Annotated in this window: 18 protein-coding genes; 9 read left to right on the top strand and 9 right to left on the bottom strand. The window is 72.4% G+C overall.

Features of this window, described 5'->3' with window-relative positions; translation table 11 throughout:
• Window positions 1–56: 56 nt before the first annotated feature.
• Window positions 57–1010 (top strand): fibronectin type III domain-containing protein, encoded by a 954-nt coding sequence (locus tag ACZ5VC_RS18825; protein WP_469121133.1) that lies wholly within the window; start codon window positions 57–59, stop codon window positions 1008–1010.
• A 37-nt stretch (window positions 1011–1047) separates the two neighbouring features.
• On the opposite strand, the gene ACZ5VC_RS18830 is transcribed toward ACZ5VC_RS18825, so the two are convergent.
• From ACZ5VC_RS18830 to ACZ5VC_RS18840, 3 genes are all read right to left on the bottom strand, one after another.
• Window positions 1048–2223: a GDSL-type esterase/lipase family protein gene (locus tag ACZ5VC_RS18830; RefSeq protein WP_469121134.1), complete on the bottom strand. Its 1176-nt coding sequence runs from the start codon at window positions 2221–2223 to the stop codon at window positions 1048–1050.
• 232 nt (window positions 2224–2455) lie between these two features.
• Window positions 2456–4078 carry a malate synthase A gene (aceB, locus tag ACZ5VC_RS18835; RefSeq protein WP_469121135.1) on the bottom strand — a complete coding sequence of 541 codons (1623 nt, stop codon included), beginning with the start codon at window positions 4076–4078 and terminating at the stop codon, window positions 2456–2458.
• Window positions 4079–4304: 226 nt separating this feature from the next.
• The gene (locus tag ACZ5VC_RS18840) at window positions 4305–4904 is read right to left on the bottom strand and encodes a nucleotidyltransferase family protein (RefSeq protein ID WP_469121136.1); all 600 of its coding nucleotides are present in this window, start codon (window positions 4902–4904) and stop codon (window positions 4305–4307) included.
• Between the two features lie 195 nt (window positions 4905–5099).
• On the opposite strand from ACZ5VC_RS18840, the gene ACZ5VC_RS18845 reads away from it, so the two are divergent.
• Entirely contained in the window at window positions 5100–5408 is a 309-nt protein-coding gene (locus ACZ5VC_RS18845) for a DUF5955 family protein (RefSeq protein ID WP_469121137.1), read from the top strand.
• Window positions 5409–5666: 258 nt separating this feature from the next.
• On the opposite strand, the gene ACZ5VC_RS18850 is transcribed toward ACZ5VC_RS18845, so the two are convergent.
• Both ACZ5VC_RS18850 and ACZ5VC_RS18855 read right to left on the bottom strand, forming a co-directional pair.
• Window positions 5667–6293 (bottom strand): response regulator, encoded by a 627-nt coding sequence (locus ACZ5VC_RS18850; RefSeq protein ID WP_469121138.1) that lies wholly within the window; start codon window positions 6291–6293, stop codon window positions 5667–5669.
• On the bottom strand, window positions 6290–7489 hold the full coding sequence (locus ACZ5VC_RS18855) for a sensor histidine kinase (RefSeq protein ID WP_469121139.1): 1200 nt from the start codon (window positions 7487–7489) through the stop codon (window positions 6290–6292). Before ACZ5VC_RS18855 ends, ACZ5VC_RS18850 begins: the two co-directional genes overlap by 4 nt.
• Before the next feature lie 112 nt (window positions 7490–7601).
• Between ACZ5VC_RS18855 and ACZ5VC_RS18860 the strand changes: the two genes are divergently transcribed.
• Together ACZ5VC_RS18860 and ACZ5VC_RS18865 are read left to right on the top strand one after the other, a co-directional pair.
• Entirely contained in the window at window positions 7602–8687 is a 1086-nt protein-coding gene (locus ACZ5VC_RS18860) for an ABC transporter permease (protein ID WP_469121140.1), read from the top strand.
• On the top strand, window positions 8684–9373 hold the full coding sequence (locus ACZ5VC_RS18865) for an ABC transporter ATP-binding protein (RefSeq protein WP_469121141.1): 690 nt from the start codon (window positions 8684–8686) through the stop codon (window positions 9371–9373). The genes ACZ5VC_RS18860 and ACZ5VC_RS18865 overlap by 4 nt, the downstream gene beginning before the upstream one ends.
• 72 nt (window positions 9374–9445) lie before the next feature.
• Here the strand turns inward: ACZ5VC_RS18865 and ACZ5VC_RS18870 are convergent, their stop codons facing one another.
• A complete protein-coding gene (locus ACZ5VC_RS18870; RefSeq protein ID WP_469121142.1) occupies window positions 9446–10252 on the bottom strand; it encodes an IclR family transcriptional regulator in 807 nt (268 codons plus the stop codon).
• 370 nt (window positions 10253–10622) lie between these two features.
• Between ACZ5VC_RS18870 and allB the strand changes: the two genes are divergently transcribed.
• A complete protein-coding gene (allB, locus tag ACZ5VC_RS18875; RefSeq protein ID WP_469121143.1) occupies window positions 10623–11966 on the top strand; it encodes an allantoinase AllB in 1344 nt (447 codons plus the stop codon).
• A gap of 2 nt (window positions 11967–11968) precedes the next feature.
• Window positions 11969–13090: an allantoicase gene (gene alc, locus ACZ5VC_RS18880; RefSeq protein WP_469121144.1), complete on the top strand. Its 1122-nt coding sequence runs from the start codon at window positions 11969–11971 to the stop codon at window positions 13088–13090.
• A gap of 134 nt (window positions 13091–13224) precedes the next feature.
• Here the strand turns inward: alc and ACZ5VC_RS18885 are convergent, their stop codons facing one another.
• On the bottom strand, window positions 13225–13962 hold the full coding sequence (locus tag ACZ5VC_RS18885) for an SDR family oxidoreductase (RefSeq protein ID WP_469121145.1): 738 nt from the start codon (window positions 13960–13962) through the stop codon (window positions 13225–13227).
• 273 nt (window positions 13963–14235) lie between these two features.
• On the opposite strand from ACZ5VC_RS18885, the gene ACZ5VC_RS18890 reads away from it, so the two are divergent.
• Window positions 14236–15168 carry a DMT family transporter gene (locus ACZ5VC_RS18890; protein WP_469121327.1) on the top strand — a complete coding sequence of 311 codons (933 nt, stop codon included), beginning with the start codon at window positions 14236–14238 and terminating at the stop codon, window positions 15166–15168.
• A gap of 122 nt (window positions 15169–15290) precedes the next feature.
• On the opposite strand, the gene ACZ5VC_RS18895 is transcribed toward ACZ5VC_RS18890, so the two are convergent.
• Together ACZ5VC_RS18895 and ACZ5VC_RS18900 are read right to left on the bottom strand one after the other, a co-directional pair.
• Window positions 15291–15971, bottom strand: coding sequence for a LysE family translocator (locus ACZ5VC_RS18895; RefSeq protein ID WP_469121146.1), 681 nt, complete (start codon window positions 15969–15971; stop codon window positions 15291–15293).
• Between the two features lie 127 nt (window positions 15972–16098).
• Complete coding sequence (locus tag ACZ5VC_RS18900) at window positions 16099–16320, bottom strand: hypothetical protein (RefSeq protein WP_469121147.1); 222 nt, start codon at window positions 16318–16320, stop codon at window positions 16099–16101.
• Between the two features lie 124 nt (window positions 16321–16444).
• Between ACZ5VC_RS18900 and ACZ5VC_RS18905 the strand changes: the two genes are divergently transcribed.
• Both ACZ5VC_RS18905 and ACZ5VC_RS18910 read left to right on the top strand, forming a co-directional pair.
• Complete coding sequence (locus ACZ5VC_RS18905) at window positions 16445–17701, top strand: sensor histidine kinase (protein WP_469121148.1); 1257 nt, start codon at window positions 16445–16447, stop codon at window positions 17699–17701.
• Window positions 17698–18369, top strand: a complete 672-nt coding sequence (locus ACZ5VC_RS18910) for a response regulator (protein WP_469121149.1) — start codon at window positions 17698–17700, stop codon at window positions 18367–18369. The genes ACZ5VC_RS18905 and ACZ5VC_RS18910 overlap by 4 nt, the downstream gene beginning before the upstream one ends.
• The last annotated feature ends 4 nt before the right edge of the window (window positions 18370–18373 follow it).

Below are 18373 nucleotides of genomic sequence, written 5' to 3' on the forward strand. Positions count from 1 at the left end.
CCGGCCGCACCTGTGCCATATAGGTCTGGACCATTCCGTCGGACGGAGGCATTCCTGTGCAACGCCCGCCCGTGTACGCCGCGTTGGCCTGCGCCGCCGCGCTCCTGCTGGCCGGCTGCGGCGGGGAGGACCAGGACACCCGGAGCCCCTCGGCCCCCACCGGCGTGACCGCGCGGTCCGGAAGCGCCACGACCGTCCATGTCATGTGGAGCGCGTCGACCGACGACCGCCGGGTCGCGGGTTACGAGGTCTACGCGAAGGGCCGGAAGGTCAAGGACGTCCCCGCGACCACCTTGATGGCCGACGTCGTCGGGCTGAACCCGGCGTCGGCGTACGCCTTCACGGTCCGGGCCCGGGACGCCGCCGGCAACCGCTCACCGCACAGCGCGTCCGTCCCCGCCACCACCCTCGCCGCGACCACCGACGACCGCACGCCCCCCTCCCGCCCCACGGCCCTCAAGGGCAGCGCGGATCCCACGCGCCCCGCCGTCACGCTCACGTGGCGCCCCTCCACGGACAACCGGGCCGTCACCGCGTACGACATCTATCAGGAGGACTCCCGGATCCACACCGTCCCCGGCACGGCGACGAGCGCCCATGTCACGGGTCTGCGCCCCGGCACCGTCTACTCGTTCACCGTGCGCGCCCGCGACGCCGCCGAGAACTCCTCCCCGGACAGCAACCCGGCCGACCTGCCCACCACCGCGTCCCCCGGCAGCGCGCCCAGCACCGCCCCGACGGAGCTCAGAGCCGCGGCCCGCGCCGGTGCGATCGCCCTCACGTGGACCCCACCGAAGACGGGAGCCCCGGTCAAGGAACACCAGCTCTACCTCAACGGCACGTTCGCGACGACGATCGTCTGGGGCGCGCAGCCCCCGCCGGGCCGGGCGGCCTACACCTTCACGGTGTCCGACCCACCGGGCACCCGCTACAGCGTCAAGGTCCGCGCCAAGCTCCCGGACGGGACGTGGGGGGACTTCTCGGCCCAGCGGACCGTGGTGGTCCGCTGAGCCGGGAGACGGCCGGGAAGGACCGCCTGGCGAGGGGTCAGGACAGCGCGGTCAGATACATCCCCGACGCGCCCGTTCCCGGGGTGTTGCGGCAGGTGTGGTTGCCGCCGGCCGTCGCACCGATCAGGCCGAGACAGCGGCCCAGGGCGAGCTGACCGTAGTAGTTGGGGTGCATGGATTCCTGGACGGGCCCCTGGGTCTCGTTGCTGTCGATCCAGCGCACCCACTCGCTCGCCGCGGCCGACGGGGGCTGACCGGCGCTCACCAGCCGGCTCGCGCTCGCGCACACCTCGCGTCCCTGGAGGGCGTCACGGAGGTCCAGGAACTGCGTGCCCTTGGTCGCCGCGACGCTCTTGATGCGTCCGGCGAGTTGCGGGACGAGGGAGGTACGCGCCCAGTCCGAGTCGCGGTTCCAGAAGGGGCAGCCGCCGGTGTCGACGCGGGACCAGCCGCTCTCCGAGTAGCGGTTCTCGGAGCCGCGCGGGATCGGAGACGGGTAGGACTGGAGCACGACGCGGTAGGAGGACGGGGCCTGCCCCGCGGCGGTCATGACCGCGCGGATCTCGTCGACGGCCTTGGCGACGCCGCTCATCGCCCCGTCGATCCTGGAGTCGACCACGGCCTGCTGGTCGTCGTAGCAGTACGAGTACCAGACGATGTAGTCCGTGGCGCACTTGGTGATGATCTCGCTGAAGCCGAGGTCGTTGCCGCCGATCGACAGGGCGATCAGCTTGATGTCGTGCGTCGCGGCGAGGACGGCGAGCCGGTCGGCCTGCGGGGCCTCCCCGCGGTACGCCACGCCGCCCTGCGAGGCGCGGAAGACGTTCTCCGTGCGTGCGCCCGAACAGGCCAGGTTGACCAGGACGTCGGCGGTCCCCGTGAGCCCGGTGAGCGGCGCGGAGTCGGAGCGGTGGCAGCCGTTGGCGACGGTCGCGCCGTATACACGGCTCGGGTCGTACCCGCTGCCGGTCCAGGCGCGGTCCGTGCCGTCACGGCTTCCGGTGTTGGTGAGGCTGTTGCCCTGCCAGCGGCCGGCCTCGCCGGAGATGAAGCTGTCGCCCATGGTGACCACGGCGGTGGGGCGGGCGACGGTCGCGGCGTGGGCGGGGGCGGGAAGGGTGAACGCGAGGGGCAGGGCGAGAGCGGCGGTGAGCCACCGGGACATGCGTCTGAAGCGGAATCCGGGCACGGCGGTACTCCTGCGGAAGGGCATGCGGGGAAACATGCGCGTGGGGGAGACGGGCCGCCGGCCGGTGGCATGCGGAATCTCGCACCCGCGGCCTTGTTACCGCTAGGTAGCTGCATATTTCTTTTTCATCACGCGGCCCGGGCGTGCCACCCGCGCCGCCCCGCCCGGCGTTCGCCGGACACGGCTCCGCCCCCTGGCGCTGTGCGCGCGCCAGGGGGCGGAGCCGTCAACGAGCCTCTGCTCGGCTGCTGTGCGTTCAGCCGACCAGCTGCTCGTACGCGGGGAGGGTGAGGAAGTCCGCGTAGTCCTCGTCGAGCGAGACCTTCAGGAGCAGGTCGTGGGCCTGCTGCCAGTTGCCCGACTCGAAGGCCTCGTCGCCGATCTCGGCGCGGATCGCGGCCAGCTCCTCCGCCGCGACCTTGCGGGCCAGCTCGGGGGTGGCCTTCTGGCCGTTCTCGAAGACCACACCCGCGTTGATCCACTGCCAGATCTGCGAGCGGGAGATCTCGGCCGTGGCCGCGTCCTCCATCAGGTTGAAGATCGCGACGGCGCCGAGGCCCCGCAGCCACGCCTCGATGTAACGGGTGCCGACCTGGACCGCGTTGCGCAGGCCGTCGTAGGTGGGCCTCGCGTCGAGGGAGTCGATGGCGATCAGGTCGCCCGGCGCCACGGAGACGTCCTCGCGCAGGCGGTCCTTCTGGTTCGGCTTGTCGCCGAGGACCGCGTCGAACGACGCCATCGCGATCGGGACGAGGTCCGGGTGCGCCACCCACGAGCCGTCGAAGCCGTCGCCCGCCTCGCGGTCCTTGTCCGCCTTGACCTTCTCGAAGGCGACCTTGTTCACCTCGGCGTCCTTGCGGGACGGGATGAACGCGGCCATGCCGCCGATGGCGTGCGCGCCGCGCTTGTGGCACGTACGGACCAGGAGTTCGGTGTAGGCGCGCATGAACGGGGCCGTCATCGTCACCGCGTTGCGGTCCGGGAGGACGAACTTGGCGCCGCCGTCACGGAAGTTCTTGACGATGGAGAAGAGGTAGTCCCAGCGGCCGGCGTTCAGGCCCGCGGCGTGGTCCCGGAGCTCGTAGAGGATCTCCTCCATCTCGTACGCGGCCGTGATCGTCTCGATCAGGACGGTCGCGCGGACGGTGCCCTGCGGGATGCCGACGTAATCCTGGGCGAAGACGAAGATGTCGTTCCAGAGGCGGGCCTCCAGGTGCGACTCCGTCTTGGGGAGGTAGAAGTACGGTCCCTTGCCCAGGTCGATCAGGCGCTTGGCGTTGTGGAAGAAGTACAGACCGAAGTCCACCAGCGCGCCGGGGACCGGCCGGCCGTCGAAGCGCAGGTGGCGCTCCTCGAGGTGCCAGCCGCGGGGGCGCATGACGACCGTCGCGAGCTGCTCGGCCGGCTTGAGGGCGTACGACTTGCCGGTGCGGGCGTCCGTGAAGTCGATCCTGCGCTCATAGGCGTCGATCAGGTTGAGCTGACCGAGGACCACGTTCTCCCAGGTGGGTGCCGAGGCGTCCTCGAAGTCGGCGAGCCAGACCTTCGCGCCCGAGTTCAGCGCGTTGATGGTCATCTTGCGGTCCGTCGGGCCGGTGATCTCGACGCGGCGGTCGTTCAGGGCCGCCGGGGCCGGGGCGACCTTCCAGCTGTCGTCCTCACGGAGCTGTGCGGTCTCCGGGAGGAAGTCGAGCGTGGACGTGCGGGCGATCTCGGCGCGGCGCTCCGCCCGGCGGGCGAGGAGCTCGTCCCGGCGAGGGGTGAACCGCCGGTGCAGCTCGGCCACGAAGGCCAGGGCCGCGTCGGTGAGCACTTCCTCCTGGCGGGGCAGGGGCTCGGCTTCAACGACGGCCAACGGGGACGGCGCTGGTGCGGACATGGACTGTCACTTCCTTCAGCGGACTTCACGGGCGGTGCTGAGCGGCCGCCGGGCGTCTTCAGGCGGCACGCAGTGCCGCAGGCGCCGAGATACGGCCGCGGGCGCCGTCAGGACTCTCAGGCGCTTCTGAACAGTGGATACTAGTTTCCTCATAGTGGAAGTTCAATGGTTTGTTGACATCGAGATTCTCCGGATCGACAGAACCTGGCGCTGAGTGCCACCTCGTTCACTCAAGGTGCTCCAGATCCTCCGGCGTGTCGATGTCATAGGGCTCGGCCACATCCGAACAGTCCACCAGGGTGATCGCATCCCGGTGCTCGGCCAGATAGTCCCGTGCGCCCCGGTCCCCGACCGCCCCCGCGACGATCCCCTCCCAGCGATCCGCGCCGAAGAGCGCCGGATGCCCGCGTTTCCCGTCGTACGAGGCGGCCACCAGCGCGTCCCGCGAGCGGTACGCCGCCATGACCCTGGCCACCGCCTCGGCCCCGATCCCCGGCTGGTCCACCAGGCTGACGAGCGCCGCGCCGGCGTCCGTCCCCGCCAGCGAGGCGAGCCCCGCCCGCAGCGACGAACCCATGCCCTCCTCCCACCGTGGGTTGTCGACCAGAACGCAGCCCGGCAGCGCGGCCCGCTCCCGGACGAGCTCCGCCGAGGCGCCGAGGACCACATGGATCACCTCGCAGCCGCCCTCGCGCAGCACACGCACCGCGTGCTCCACCAGTGGGCGGCCGCGGTGTTCCAGGAGAGCCTTCGGGCGGCCCCCGAGCCGCCGGCCGCCGCCGGCCGCGAGCAGGAGACCGGCCACGGGAGGTGTCGAAGAAGTCATGAGCACTGCTTACCTCATCACGGGCCCCTGACCAGCCCCTGCTTTTCGGCCGCCTGCCGGTCCCCACCCCTCCGCCGAGTGGCGCCCACGCGGCGCGATGGCGTAACTTGCCCGCGGCCCCCGGCGACTGACCACCGCTCCAGGGGCCGGTTCGGAACGCCAGAACGTGTGGGGGAGACAACTGTGTTGCGGAGCATGGGGCAGAGGCGTGTGACGGGCAGCGGCGAGGACCCGAGGGTGACGGAGCTGAGTGCTGCCGTCTCCCGGCTGCGCCGCGAACTCGCCGGTCACCGCGCCGAGTTCGCCGATCGCGGCATCGCCGAGGACGAGCTTGCCTCGCTCGCCGCGATGACGGTCAGCGGGGTTCCGGAGGTACGGCGGCTGCGCCGCTCGCTGCTGCTCGTCGCCGGGTCGATCGGCTCGGTGAGCGCCCTGGGAGCGGCGCTCACGGAGGTGCGCAACGCCGTGGAACTCTTCGGCGAGCCGCCCTACCCGCAGGACTGACCGCGCGGGCCCCCGGCCCCCGTGTCCCGCAGGCCTGACCCGAAGGGCCGGGCCCAGGTCGTGTCCGCAGAGTCTCGCCTGGCCCGCGACGCCCCGCACGCACTCCCCCGTAGCCCTTCGGGCACGGGAGGTGCCCCCACGCTGCGTTGCCGACATGCCCAAGTAGCTCCGCTACGAGGGCATCCCGGCGCCTTGCGATCGCACGCACCGGACGCCGCGGGCCCCGCCCTCCGGGCGGACGGCGACACCTTGCGGACACTAGCGCCGGATCAGCCGCCGGGCCGTCGCCGTCGCCACCGCCGCCGTGCGCGAGTCGACGCCCAACTTGGCGAAAACATGCACCAGATGCGACTTCACGGTCGCCTGGCTGAGAAACAGCCGCTTGCTGATCTGCTGGTTGGACAGCCCCTCGCCGACCAGCTGGAGCACCTCGAGCTCCCGCTTCGTCAGCGCCTCCGCGGGCGTCCGCATCCGGTCCATCAGCCGGTGCGCCACCGCCGGGGCCAGCGCCGACTGGCCCGCCGCCGCCGTGCGCACCGCCGCCGCGAGCTCCTCCGGCGGGGCGTCCTTGAGCAGATAGCCGCTCGCGCCGGCCTCGACCGCCGCCAGGATGTCGGCATCCGTGTCGTACGTGGTGAGGACCAGCACCCGGGGCCCGCCCGGCAGCGCGGTGATCGCGGCCGTCGCCTCCGAGCCGTGCATTCCGGCGCCGAACTGGAGGTCCATCAGCACGACGTCGAGGCCCCCGACGGTGGCCCGTTCGACCGCGCGCTCGGCCGTGGCCGCCTCCGCGACCACCTCGAAGTCCGCCTCGGTGTCCAGGACCGCGCGCAGCCCCGCCCGTACGACGGGATGGTCGTCGGCAAGGAGGAGTCGGACGGTCATACGGCGCCTCCGGCGGCTGTCGCGGGCAGGGGAAGGGTGACGGCCACGGCGGTGCCCTGGCCCGGCGCGGACTCGACGGCGAACGTGCCGCCCAGCGACTCGGCGCGCGAGCGCATCGCCGGCAGCCCGAACCCGCCGTCCGACGAGGGCCGGGCGCCCGCCGGATCGAACCCCTTGCCGTCGTCGACGACATCGAGGGCCACCGAGGTGTCCATGAAGGTCAGGGTGATCTCGACGCGCTCGGCGCCCGCGTGCCGGACCGTGTTGGCCAGCGCCGACTGGGCGGTCCTGAGCAGTGCCACCTCGTACGGTGTCGGCAGCTCGGCCGGCGTCCCGCTCACCGAGAACCTCACCCGCGGCCCCGGATCAGGCCCCCCGCCCGGCTCGCACAGCCGCTCCAGCGCGGCTGCGAGCGACGCGTGCTCCAGGTCGGGCGGACTCAGCGCCCGGACGAAACGCCGGGCCTCCGCGAGATTGTCCTGCGCCGCCCGTCGGGCCCGGTCGATATGGTCGGCCGCCGGGGAGCCGTCCGGCAGCACGCGCTCGGCCGCCCGCAGCAGCAGCTGGATCGAGGACAGTCCCTGGGCCAGCGTGTCGTGGATCTCGCGGGCCAGACGCTCACGCTCGGCGAGCGTGCCCGCGTGGCGCTCGGCGGCCGCCAGTTCGGCCCGCGTCGCGATCAGCTCCTCGATCAGCCGGCGCCGCCGCTCGCTCTCCCGGTACATCGCCTGGTAGCCGAGCACGGTCGCCACCGCCACGGCCGCGCCGAGTAGCGGACCGATGAAGACGCCCGGATTGAGCGGCTGGCCATGGCGTACGTACGAGAGGATCGCCGCGCACGCGGTCAGCGCCACGGCCGGCAGGGACCAGCGGGCGGGCAGCAGATGCAGCTGGAGGAAGTAGAGCGGGAACGCCACCCACAGCGCGTCCTGGGTGAGCCAGAGCAGCACCAGCCAGGCGGCGCACAGCACGCCCAGCCACAGTCCGGCGGCCCGCTGGGACCCCCGTACGGAGGGGAGGAAGGAGCCCGCGGCGTACGCCGCGCCCATCAGCGCGGCGGCCACGACGACCGCCGTGGCCCGGGGGGAGGCGTCGGCCACCGCCCGCACCACCGCCAGCGCCAGCAGGCCCGCCATCAGCAGATGCAGACACAGGCGCAGCGCGCGCAGGACAGGGGTGAGCGAACGGGGATCCATGGTCCGACCAGCGTAGGCGGGACGGGACGGCGCGCACTCAACCGAAAGTTTGATTGCGGAGCCATCCGTGGCGCGATGCCCGGGCCCGCCCGTGCGCAGCACTCTGGTGACCATGTTCGTGGCATGGAGAGATCTGAGATTCGCCAAGGGGCGGTTCACGCTGATGGGCACGGTGATCGTGCTGATCACACTGCTCGTGGGGCTGCTGTCCGGGCTGACGGCGGGACTGGCGCGGGAGAACATCTCGGCGATCACCGGGCTGCCCGCCGACCACCTGGCCTTCGCCGCCCCGCCCTCGGGGCAGGGGGTCTCCTTCACCAGTTCCGTGGTGACGGAGGACGCCTGGCGGGCGTGGGAGGGGCGGCCCGGGGTGCGGAGCGCCGCGCCGATCGGCATCCGTACGACCAACGCGACCGCGGGTGACCGTACGGCGGCGGTGTCGGCCTTCGGCACCGAGCCGGACGCGGGGATCGCGCCCGCCGGCCCGAAGCCGGGCCCCGGCCGTGTCGTCCTCGCCGAGTCGGCCGCCGCAGAGCTGGGTGTCGCGGTGGGCGACACCGTACGGCTCGGGCCCCTGGAGGCGCGGGTCGTGGCGGTCTCGGGCGACGCCTCCTACAGTCACACCCCGGTCGTCTGGACCTCGCTCGACGACTGGCAGAAGCTCGGCCGCAGCGGCCCGGCGGCCGGGGAACAGGCCACGGTCGTCGCCCTCACCACGTCCGACGGCGCCGATCTCGCGGCGGGCGACAGAGCCGCCGGGACGCGGACGAAGACCATCGACGGTGCTCTCACGGCCATAGGGTCCTACCAGGCCGAGAACGGCTCGCTCCAGCTGATGCGGGGCTTCCTCTTCGTCATCTCCGCTCTGGTCATAGGGGCGTTCTTCACTGTCTGGACGATCCAGCGCAGCGGCGACGTGGCCGTGCTGAAGGCGCTCGGCGCCTCGACTCCGTATCTGCTGAAGGACGCGCTGGGGCAGGCGGTCCTGATGCTCGGCGCGGGCACGCTGCTCGGGACCGCGCTCGCGGTCGGCATCGGCGCGCTGGTGAGCGGCGGGGACGTGCCCTTCGTCCTCGAACCGCTCACCGTGCTGGGCCCGGCCGCCGTGATGATCGGTCTCGGGATGCTCGGCGCGGCCCTCTCCATCCGGCGGATCACCGCCGTCGACCCTCTGACCGCGCTGGGGAGTGCACGATGACCTTGCACCTCGATGAAGTGACGCTCACCTACCCGGACGGCGACGGGCGCCTGACCGCCCTGGACTCCGTCTCCCTGGAGGTCCCGGCCGGGACGCTCACCGCGGTCGTCGGCCCCTCCGGCTCCGGCAAGTCGAGTCTGCTCGCGGTCGCGGCCACGCTGGTGACCCCGGACCGGGGCCGGGTGGTGGTCGACGGGACGGACACCGCCGGACTCGACCCGGCCGGCAAGGCGGCGCTGCGGCGCGAGCGCGTCGGCATCGTCTTCCAGCAGCCCAATCTGCTGCCCTCCCTGACCGCCGCCGAACAGCTCCAGGTGATGGCCCACCTGGCGGGTTACGAGGGCGGCGGGCGCGGCGGGGCGCGCGAGCGGGCCCTGGGCCTGCTGGACGCGGTGGGCCTCGGCGGGCAGGCGGGCCGCCGTCCGCACCAGCTCTCCGGCGGTCAGCGCCAGCGCGTCAACATCGCGCGGGCGCTGATGAACGAACCGGCCGTCCTGCTGGTCGACGAGCCGACCAGCGCACTCGACCACGAGCGGGGAGCGGCGGTACTGGACCTGCTGGTCGCCCTCACCCGGGAGCGGGGGACCGCCACGGTCCTGGTGACACACGACCGTGCGCACCTGGAACGCATGGACCGCACGGTGACCGTGCAGGACGGCCGCCTGTCCGAGCCGGCGAGCCGGTAGCGCCGGACACGAAGAAGGTCCCCGCCCCGGCAGCACCGGGCGGGGACCTTCTTCATGTCGATCCGTTACGGGTCAGGCCTGGCCGTTCGCCGTGTTGGCCAGCGCCGTCGACAGCTCCTCCGCCACTTCCTGGAGGATCGGGACGATCTTCTCCGTCGCCGCCTCCGTCACCCGGCCCGCCGGACCCGAGATCGAAATGGCCGCCGCGGTGGGGGAATTGGGCACCGGCACCGCGAGGCAGCGGACCCCTATCTCCTGCTCGTTGTCGTCGACCGCGTAGCCCGTGTTCCGCACCAGTTCCAGAGCGGCGAGGAAGCCGTCCGGCGTAGTGATCGTCTTCTCGGTCGCGGCGGGCATGCCCGTACGGGCGAGCAGGGCGCGCACCTCCTCGGCCGGGGCGTGCGCGAGCAGCGCCTTGCCCACGCCCGTGGAGTGCGGCAGCACGCGCCGGCCGACCTCGGTGAACATGCGCATCGAGTGCTTGGACGGCACCTGCGCCACGTACACGATCTCGTCGCCGTCCAGCAGGGCCATGTTGGCGGTCTCGCCGGTCTCCTCGACCAGCCGCGCCAGATAGGGGCGGGCCCAGGTGCCGAGCAGCCGGGCGGCGGACTCGCCGAGGCGGATCAGGCGCGGGCCCAGGGCGTAGCGGCGGTTGGGCTGCTGGCGGACGTAACCGCAGGCGACCAGGGTCCGCATGAGCCGGTGGATGGTGGGCAGCGGCAGGCCGCTGCTGGCGGAGAGCTCGCTGAGCCCGACCTCGCCCCCGGCGTCGGCCATCCGTTCCAGGAGGTCGAAGGCACGCTCAAGGGACTGGACGCCACCGCTGGAGCTGGCTGCGGTTTTGGCGTCGGTGGTGCTGGCGCTGGACGTCGGCACGGCAACGGTCCTTTCGAGGCAGGCGGGCAAGCCAGCAGCCTACCGGGCCGTCCGCCGGGGCACACGGGCCCTTCCCCGGCGTCCGGGCCGGTCAGGACCGGTCGGGAGCGGTCGGTGGGACTGTTTGTCCGGTGTCTGCGGTCGCGGGTGGTGAGGTCGGAGCTCCCCCGCATGTGCGGAGATACGTTCTGCTGTGTGAAATTTCCATTCCACTTCATGGAAACATCCAAGTGAGGTGAGCGCCACATTCCGAGGCGCAGGATCCTGGAATCGCCTCCTTGACGGAGGGCGGTCCGGAGTGAAGACTCCTTCAACAGTTCGTTGAATTCCGCTGGGTGGAATCGGTGGGATCTAAGAGAGAGGGGTACGGGTGTCCGACCTGGACGTGAACCTGGTACTGCGTTCGACGCGCGTCGTCACCCCCGAGGGGACGCGCGCCGCCTCGGTCGCCGTCGCCGACGGGAGGATCGCGGCCGTGCTGGCGTACGACGCCGAGGTGCCGGCCGGCGCCCGGCTGGAGGACTTCGGTGACGACGTCGTGCTCCCCGGCCTCGTCGACACGCATGTCCATGTGAACGACCCGGGCCGCACCGAGTGGGAGGGCTTCTGGACCGCCACCCGCGCGGCCGCCGCCGGTGGCATCACCACGCTCCTGGACATGCCCCTCAACTCCCTGCCGCCCACAACGACGGTCGACAACCTGCGCGTCAAGCAGGACGTGGCCCGCGCCAAGGCGCACATCGACGTCGGCTTCTGGGGCGGCGCCCTGCCCGACAACGTCAAGGACCTGGCGCCGCTGCACGACGCCGGTGTGTTCGGCTTCAAGTGCTTCCTCTCGCCCTCGGGCGTGGAGGAGTTCCCCGAGCTCGACCAGGAGCAGCTCGCCCAGGCGCTGGCGGAGATCGCCGGCTTCGGCGGGCTGATGATCGTCCACGCCGAGGACCCGCACCACCTCGCGGCGGCTCCGCAGAAGAGCAGCGAGAAGTACGCCGACTTCCTCGCCTCCCGGCCGCGCGACGCCGAGAACACCGCGATCGAGAACCTGATCGCCCAGGCCCGCCGGCTCGGCGCCCGCGTGCACGTCCTGCACCTGTCCTCCAGCGACGCGCTGCCACTGATCGCCGCCGCCAAGCGCGAGGGCGTCCAGATCACCGTCGAGAGCTGCCCCCACTTCCTCACCCTCACGGCCGAGGAGGTCCCGGACGGCGCCACCGAGTTCAAGTGCTGCCCGCCGATCCGCGAGGCCTCGAACCAGGACGCGCTGTGGGAGGGCCTGGCCGACGGCACCATCGACTGCATCGTCTCGGACCACTCGCCGTCCACCGCCGACCTCAAGACCCCCGACTTCGCCTCCGCGTGGGGCGGTATCTCCTCCCTGCAGCTCGGCCTGCCCGCGATCTGGACCGAGGCCCGGCGCCGCGGCCGCACGCTGGAGGACGTGGTGCGCTGGATGTCGTCGGCCCCGGCGCGCCTCGCGGGCCTCACCCGGAAGGGCGCGATCGAGGCCGGGCGCGACGCCGACTTCGCCGTCCTCGCGCCCGACGAGACGTTCACCGTCGACCCGGCCGAGCTCCAGCACCGCAACCGGATCACCGCGTACGCCGGCAAGACCCTGTACGGAGTCGTCAAGTCCACTTGGCTGCGCGGTGAGCGCATCGCCGACAACGGCGCCCTCGCCGAGCCCTCCGGCCGCCTTCTCGAAAGGAACAACTGACCGTGGCGAACCCCAACGGGATACCCAGCTTCACCGGTGACGCGAGCCCGTACGGCGGAGGCGACCCGTACGCCGACTACCGCACGGCCGACTTCTCCTTCACGCAGTACGCGGACCTCGCCGACCGGCGGCTCGGCGCGGGCGTCATCGCCGCCAACGACGAGTTCTTCGCCGAGCGCGAGAACATGCTGAAGCCGGAGGCTGCGGAGTTCGACCCCGAGCACTTCGGCCACAAGGGCAAGATCATGGACGGCTGGGAGACCCGCCGCCGCCGTGGCGTCTCCGCCGAGCAGCCGCACCCCACGGACGAGGACCACGACTGGGCGCTCGTACGCCTCGGCGCGCCCGGCGTCGTGCGCGGCATCGTCGTCGACACCGCCCACTTCCGCGGCAACTACCCGCAGGCCGTCTCGGTCCAGGCCACCTCGGTCACCGGCTCGCCGTCCCCCGAGGACCTCCTCGCCGACGACGTCAAGTGGGTGACGCTGGTGCCCCGTACGGCCATCGGCGGCCACGCGGCCAACGGCTTCGCCGTCGACGTCGAGCAGCGCTTCACGCACCTGCGCGTCAACCAGCACCCGGACGGCGGCATCGCACGCCTGCGCGTCTACGGCGAGGTGGCGCCCGACCCGGCGTGGCTGGGTGTGCTCGGCACCTTCGACCTCGTCGCGCTGGAGAACGGCGGCCAGGTCGAGGACGCGTCCGACCGCTTCTACTCCCCGGCCACCAACACCATCCAGCCGGGCCGCTCGCGGAAGATGGACGACGGCTGGGAGACCCGCCGCCGCCGCGACAAGGGCAACGACTGGATCCGCTACCAGCTGGTGGAGCAGTCCGAGATCCGCGCGATCGAGATCGACACGGCGTACCTGAAGGGCAACAGCGCCGGCTGGGCCTCCCTGTCGGTGTCCGACGGCGGCGAGGACTGGACCGAGGTCCTGCCCCGGACGCGCCTGCAGCCCGACACCAACCACCGCTTCGTTCTGGCGGAGCCGGCCGTGGGCCGCCGCGTCCGCATCGACATCTACCCGGACGGCGGCATCTCCCGTCTGCGTCTCTTCGGCTCCCTGACGGAGGCGGGCGCGGCGCGCCTGTCGGCCCGCCACCAGGAGCTGGGCGGCTGACGACCGCCTGAGGACCCGGGCGGCAACGACACCCGCCCGGATGCGCGAAGACGCACCGGCCCGACAGCACCGGTGCGTCTTCGCGCGCGCTTTTTCGCCGCGCGGGGAAACAGCTCGCCGGCGGGACGGAGTTCTTACGCCGCGTGCCCCCCGTCCACCGAGAACTCCGCGCCCGTCACGAACCGCGCGCCCGGTCCCGCCAGGAACGACACCATCGACGCGACCTCGTCCGGGTCGCCGAAGCGGCCGAGGGCCGTCATCGTGCTCTGCCCGGCGGCGTACGGTCCGTCCGACGGGTTCATGTCGGTGTCGATCGGGCCGGGGTGGACGATGTTCGCCGTGATGCCCCGCTCGCCCAGCTCACGGGCGAGGGCCTTGGTCAGGCCGATCAGGGCCGACTTGCTCATCGCGTACAGCGTCCCGCCCGGCCCCGGGACGCGCTGCGTCATGCAGGTGCCGATGGTGATGATCCGCGCGCCGCGCTCCATCCGGGCCGCGGCCGCCCGGGACGCCAGGAAGACACCGCGCACATTGACCGCCAGGGTCCGGTCGACGTCATCGGCGGAGAGGCTCTCCAGCGGGCCGAGCACGCCGACACCGGCGTTGTTGACCAGGACGTCGAGCCGGCCGAACTCCGCGGCGGCCCGCTCGACGGCCCCGGCCGCGTCCGCCGGGTCCCCGGCGTCGGCGCGAATCGCGAGCGCGCGCCGCCCGACGGCCTCGATCCTGCGGACGACCTCTTTGGCCGCCGCCTCGTCCCGCGCATAGGTGAAGGCCACCTGCGCGCCGTCCCGCGCGAGCCGCAGCGCGGTCGCCGCTCCGATGCCGCGGCTGCCGCCGGTGACCAGGGCCGATGTGGTCGTCGTAGACATCTCGAAACCTTCCTGTGGTGCTCAGTAGTGGTTGCGAGTTCAAGAAAACCGTCGAGGCTGCCCCCACGCTGGCGGGAATCGGACAGCGACGCGGGCCCGCGCCCCCCCCGCGATGAGTAAGGTCTACCGGTCCACCGGCCCCGCGCAGTTCGGCGAATTCTCCCTCGACCAGTGCGCGGCCCGCGGGTACGGTGATCGTCCCGCGTGCGAGCCGCCGACGTCTCCACACTCGTCACCGCGACACCCTTCACCGAGTGGGAGCAACGGCCCTCCATGTCGTCGATCGCCGCATCCGCCTCCGCGCCCGCCCTCGCCCCCCGCCGGGCCTGGCTCACCGATCTGCCCGTCCTGGCCGTCGCGGTCGTGTGGGGCGCCAGCTATCTGGCCGCCAAGGGCATCACGACCACGCATACCGTCGTCGCCGTACTGGTGTTGCGCTTCGCCGTCGTCCTGCCCGTCCTCGCCGTCGCCGGACGGCGCCGGCTGCGGGCGCTGACCACGGAGCAGTGGCGTGGAGCGGGCCTGCTCGGGCTCGTCCTCAGCGGGATCTTCCTGCTGGAGACCTACGGAGTCGTCCACACCTCGGCCACCAACGCCGGGCTCATCATCAGCCTCACCATGATCTTCACCCCGCTGGCGGAGGCGGCGGTGACCAGGACCCGTCCGCCCAGGGCGTTCCTGGCCGCGGCCGGCCTCTCGGTCGCCGGTGTCGTCCTGCTGACGCAGGGGGGCGGATTCACCACCCCCTCCACCGGCGACCTCCTGATGCTGCTCGCGGCCGTCGCCCGGACGGTTCACGTCCTGGCGATGTCCCGGATCAAGGCCGTGCGGAGCGCCGACTCGCTCTCCCTCACCACCGTCCAGCTGGGCAGCGCGGTCGCCGTCTTCGCCGTGCTCGCCGCCGCCCCCGGCACCGGCTCCTCCCCCTGGGCGGTGGCCGTCTCCTTCGGCCCGCGCGAGTGGGCGGGGCTGCTCTTCCTCTCCGTCTTCTGCACGCTCTTCGCCTTCTTCGTGCAGATGTGGGCCGTGCGCCGGACCTCCCCGTCGAGGGTGAGCCTGCTGCTCGGTACGGAACCGCTGTGGGCCGCGGCCGCCGGTATCGCGATCGGGAACGAACACCTGGGCGTCCTGGGGCTGGTGGGCGCGCTGCTGGTTCTCGCCGGTACGAGCTGGGGCCGGAGCGCAGCCGAGAGCCGGCCCCAGTAGTGCTTCGTTACGTCGGCGCGTATCACCCGCCCGTCGCCGGCGGGGTGCCCTACAGGGCCAGGGTTGTTGTTCCCGCGTCCCGGCCGGCCGGTCCAAGCACAGCAGCCCGGAGGTGACGGGGGTCAGGCGACGGCGGCGACCCCTATGCCGATGGCGATGAACAGCCAGCCGGTGGCCAGCTCCCAGCGGTGGCGGACCTTCGGCCGGGCGAGCAGGGCCCGCAGCCGCGCGGCGACGAGGACGAGGGCGAACCAGTAGATGACGCCGATGAGGACGTCCAGGATGCCGAGGAAGACGATGTCGCGGGTGAGCGAACCGCTGCCGTCGACGAACTGCGGCAGGATGCTGAGGAAGAACAGCGCCGCCTTGGGGTTGAGCACATTGGTGAGGAAACCCTGGCTGAAGCCGGACCGCCAACGACCCCGGGCGGACCCGCCCTCCGCCACCCCGGCCGGGGAATGGGCGCCGTCTTCGGGTCCACCAGCCGCCTCCCCGACCGCGCGCCGCCGATCCTGGGCGGCCCGCCGGGCGGCGAGCACCGCCCGCACCCCCAGACAGACCAGGTAGGCCGCCCCCAACAGCCTGATCGCGTCGTACACCAGGGGAGAGCGAGCGGCGACCACCGAGAGCCCGACGGCGGCGGCGAGCATGTGCACGCACAGCCCGGCCTGCGCACCCAACGCCGCGGCTCGCCCCTTCGACGGATGCTCGGCCGCCGATCTCACGACCACGAGGAGGTCCGGGCCGGGGACCACGTACGCCACCAGCACGACGCCGAGGAAACCGACGAGGTCGACCGGCATGCGCTCTCCGTTCGTCCGTCCGAAGACCCGGGCGCGGGCGTGGGCGTGGGCGTCACGGGCCCGGCTACCCCGTCACGACACCCCCACGCCGATCGCTCAGTAGGCCTCGTTGGGCCCGGGGGCACGATCAGGCCTTCGCCCGCCGGTCAGCGATCATCAGCACGGCGAGACCAAGCACCGCGATCACGATGTTCACGAGGAGCTCCCGGCCCTGCAGAAGCGCGACATGGTCGGTCAGGAGGCGAGTGAAGCCGAGGAGACGGAACCAGCCGTCCGTCAGTTCGCGTATCACTCCACAGCCGCCGCCGAACAGCAGCACCGTACCCACGATCTCCAGAAACCTCTTCATGTGCCGATGGTGATCCGGTCCGCCGGGCGGCCGCGTGGTCCGAAAGTCTTCAACCGCGCGACTTTGGTATCCACCGGGCCGGAACGGCCGGCCGCCCGCCCCTCGCCTGCGTAACTTGGGCCGTATGACCCGCACGGACCACCCCTGGCTGCTGCCCTCGGCCTTGGCGGACCCGCTCGACCCCGACCTCCCGGGCGACCGGGCCGGAAGCGACGGCGGACCACGAGGCGCAGCCCGGCCGCGCCGGACCGTACGCGACTGGGTCGTCGACACCTGCGGCTTCGTCCTCGCCGCGTTCATCGGGCTCCTCGCCGCCGAGGCGAGCGATCGGTACAACACCTCGGACGCCGTCGTCTTCGCCGACCAGCTGGCCGGCGCCGCCGCGTGCTGTGCGCTCTGGCTGCGCCGCCGGTGGCCCGCCGGTCTCGCGGTCGTCCTCTCGGTGGTCAGTGCGGTGGCTCCGGCCACCTCGGGGGCCCTCCTGGTCAGCCTGTTCGGGGCCGCGGTGCACCGGCCGTTCAGACAGGTCGCCGCGATCACCTCGGTGGCGGTCGCCGCCGGAGTCGTCCAGGTCTTCGTACGGCCCGATCCGAGCATCCACACCGGCCTCGCGATCGCCATCGCCGTCATGATGTTCCTGCTGATCACCGGCTGGGGCATGCTCGTACGCGCCCGCCGCCAGCTCGTCGCGGCGCTGCGGGAACGCGCCCGGCGGGCCGAGGCCGAGGCCGAGCTCCGCGCGCGGCAGGCGCAGCGGGCCGCCCGCGAGGCGATCGCGCGGGAGATGCACGATGTGCTCGCCCACCGGCTGACCCTGCTCAGCGTCCACGCCGGGGCTCTCGAATTCCGGCCCGACGCGCCCCCGGCGCAGGTCGCCAGGGCCGCCGGAGTGATCCGGGACAGCGCCCACGAGGCCCTTCAGGACCTTCGCGAGATCATCGGGGTCCTGCGCGCCCCGGGCGAGGACGGCGACGAGAGCGACCGGCCGCAGCCGACCCTGGCCACGCTCGGCGCCCTGATCACCGAGTCCCGGCAGGCCGGTATGAGGGTCACCCTCGACGACGCGATCGACGATCAAGCCGGCGTCCCCGCCGCCACCGGCCGCACGGTCTACCGCATCGCACAGGAGGGTCTCACCAACGCCCGCAAGCACGCCCCCGGCACCGAGGTGACCCTCACCGTGCGCGGCCGCCCGGGGGAGGGGCTCACCCTGGACGTCCACAACCCCGCGCCCATCGGCCCCGTCCCGCACGTTCCCGGATCGGGCCAGGGACTCATCGGACTGACCGAACGCGCCACCCTCGCCGGTGGACGGCTGACCCACGGAACGGCTCCCGACGGCGGGTTCGCCCTGCGCGCCTGGCTACCGTGGCCCTCATGACCATCCGCCTGCTCATCATCGACGACGACCCGCTCGTGCGCGCGGGACTCACCTTCATGCTCGGCGGAGCCGACGACATCGAGATCGTCGGAGAGGGCGCCGACGGGTCCGAAGTACCCGCGCTCGTCGGTGAGTTGAGCCCCGACGTCGTCCTGATGGACATCCGGATGCCGCGCATCGACGGTCTGACCGCCACCGAACGGCTCCGCTCCCGCCCCGACGCCCCCGAGGTCGTCGTCCTCACCACCTTCCACGCCGACGAGCAGGTCCTGCGCGCACTGCGCGCCGGGGCCGCCGGCTTCGTACTCAAGGACACCCCACCCGCCGAGATCGTCGCCTCGGTACGCCGGGTCGCGGCCGGTGACCCCGTCCTCTCGCCCGCTGTCACCCGGCAGTTGATGACCCATGTCGCAGACTCCCCCGAGCAGCCGCGGCGCGTCACGGCGGCGGGCCGACTCGCCGAACTCGCCCAACGGGAGAGGGAGGTCGCCGTCGCCGTGGGGCAGGGACGCTCCAACGCCGAGATCGCGGCCGCCCTTTACATGAGCCTGCCCACCGTCAAGACCCATGTCTCGCGGATTCTCGCCAAACTCGGCCTCAACAACCGTGTCCAGATCGCACTGCTGGTTCATGACGCGGGGCTGCTCGACACGCAGGGCCGTGCGTAGGCTG

The organism is Streptomyces sp. NPDC033174 (assembly GCF_055577795.1).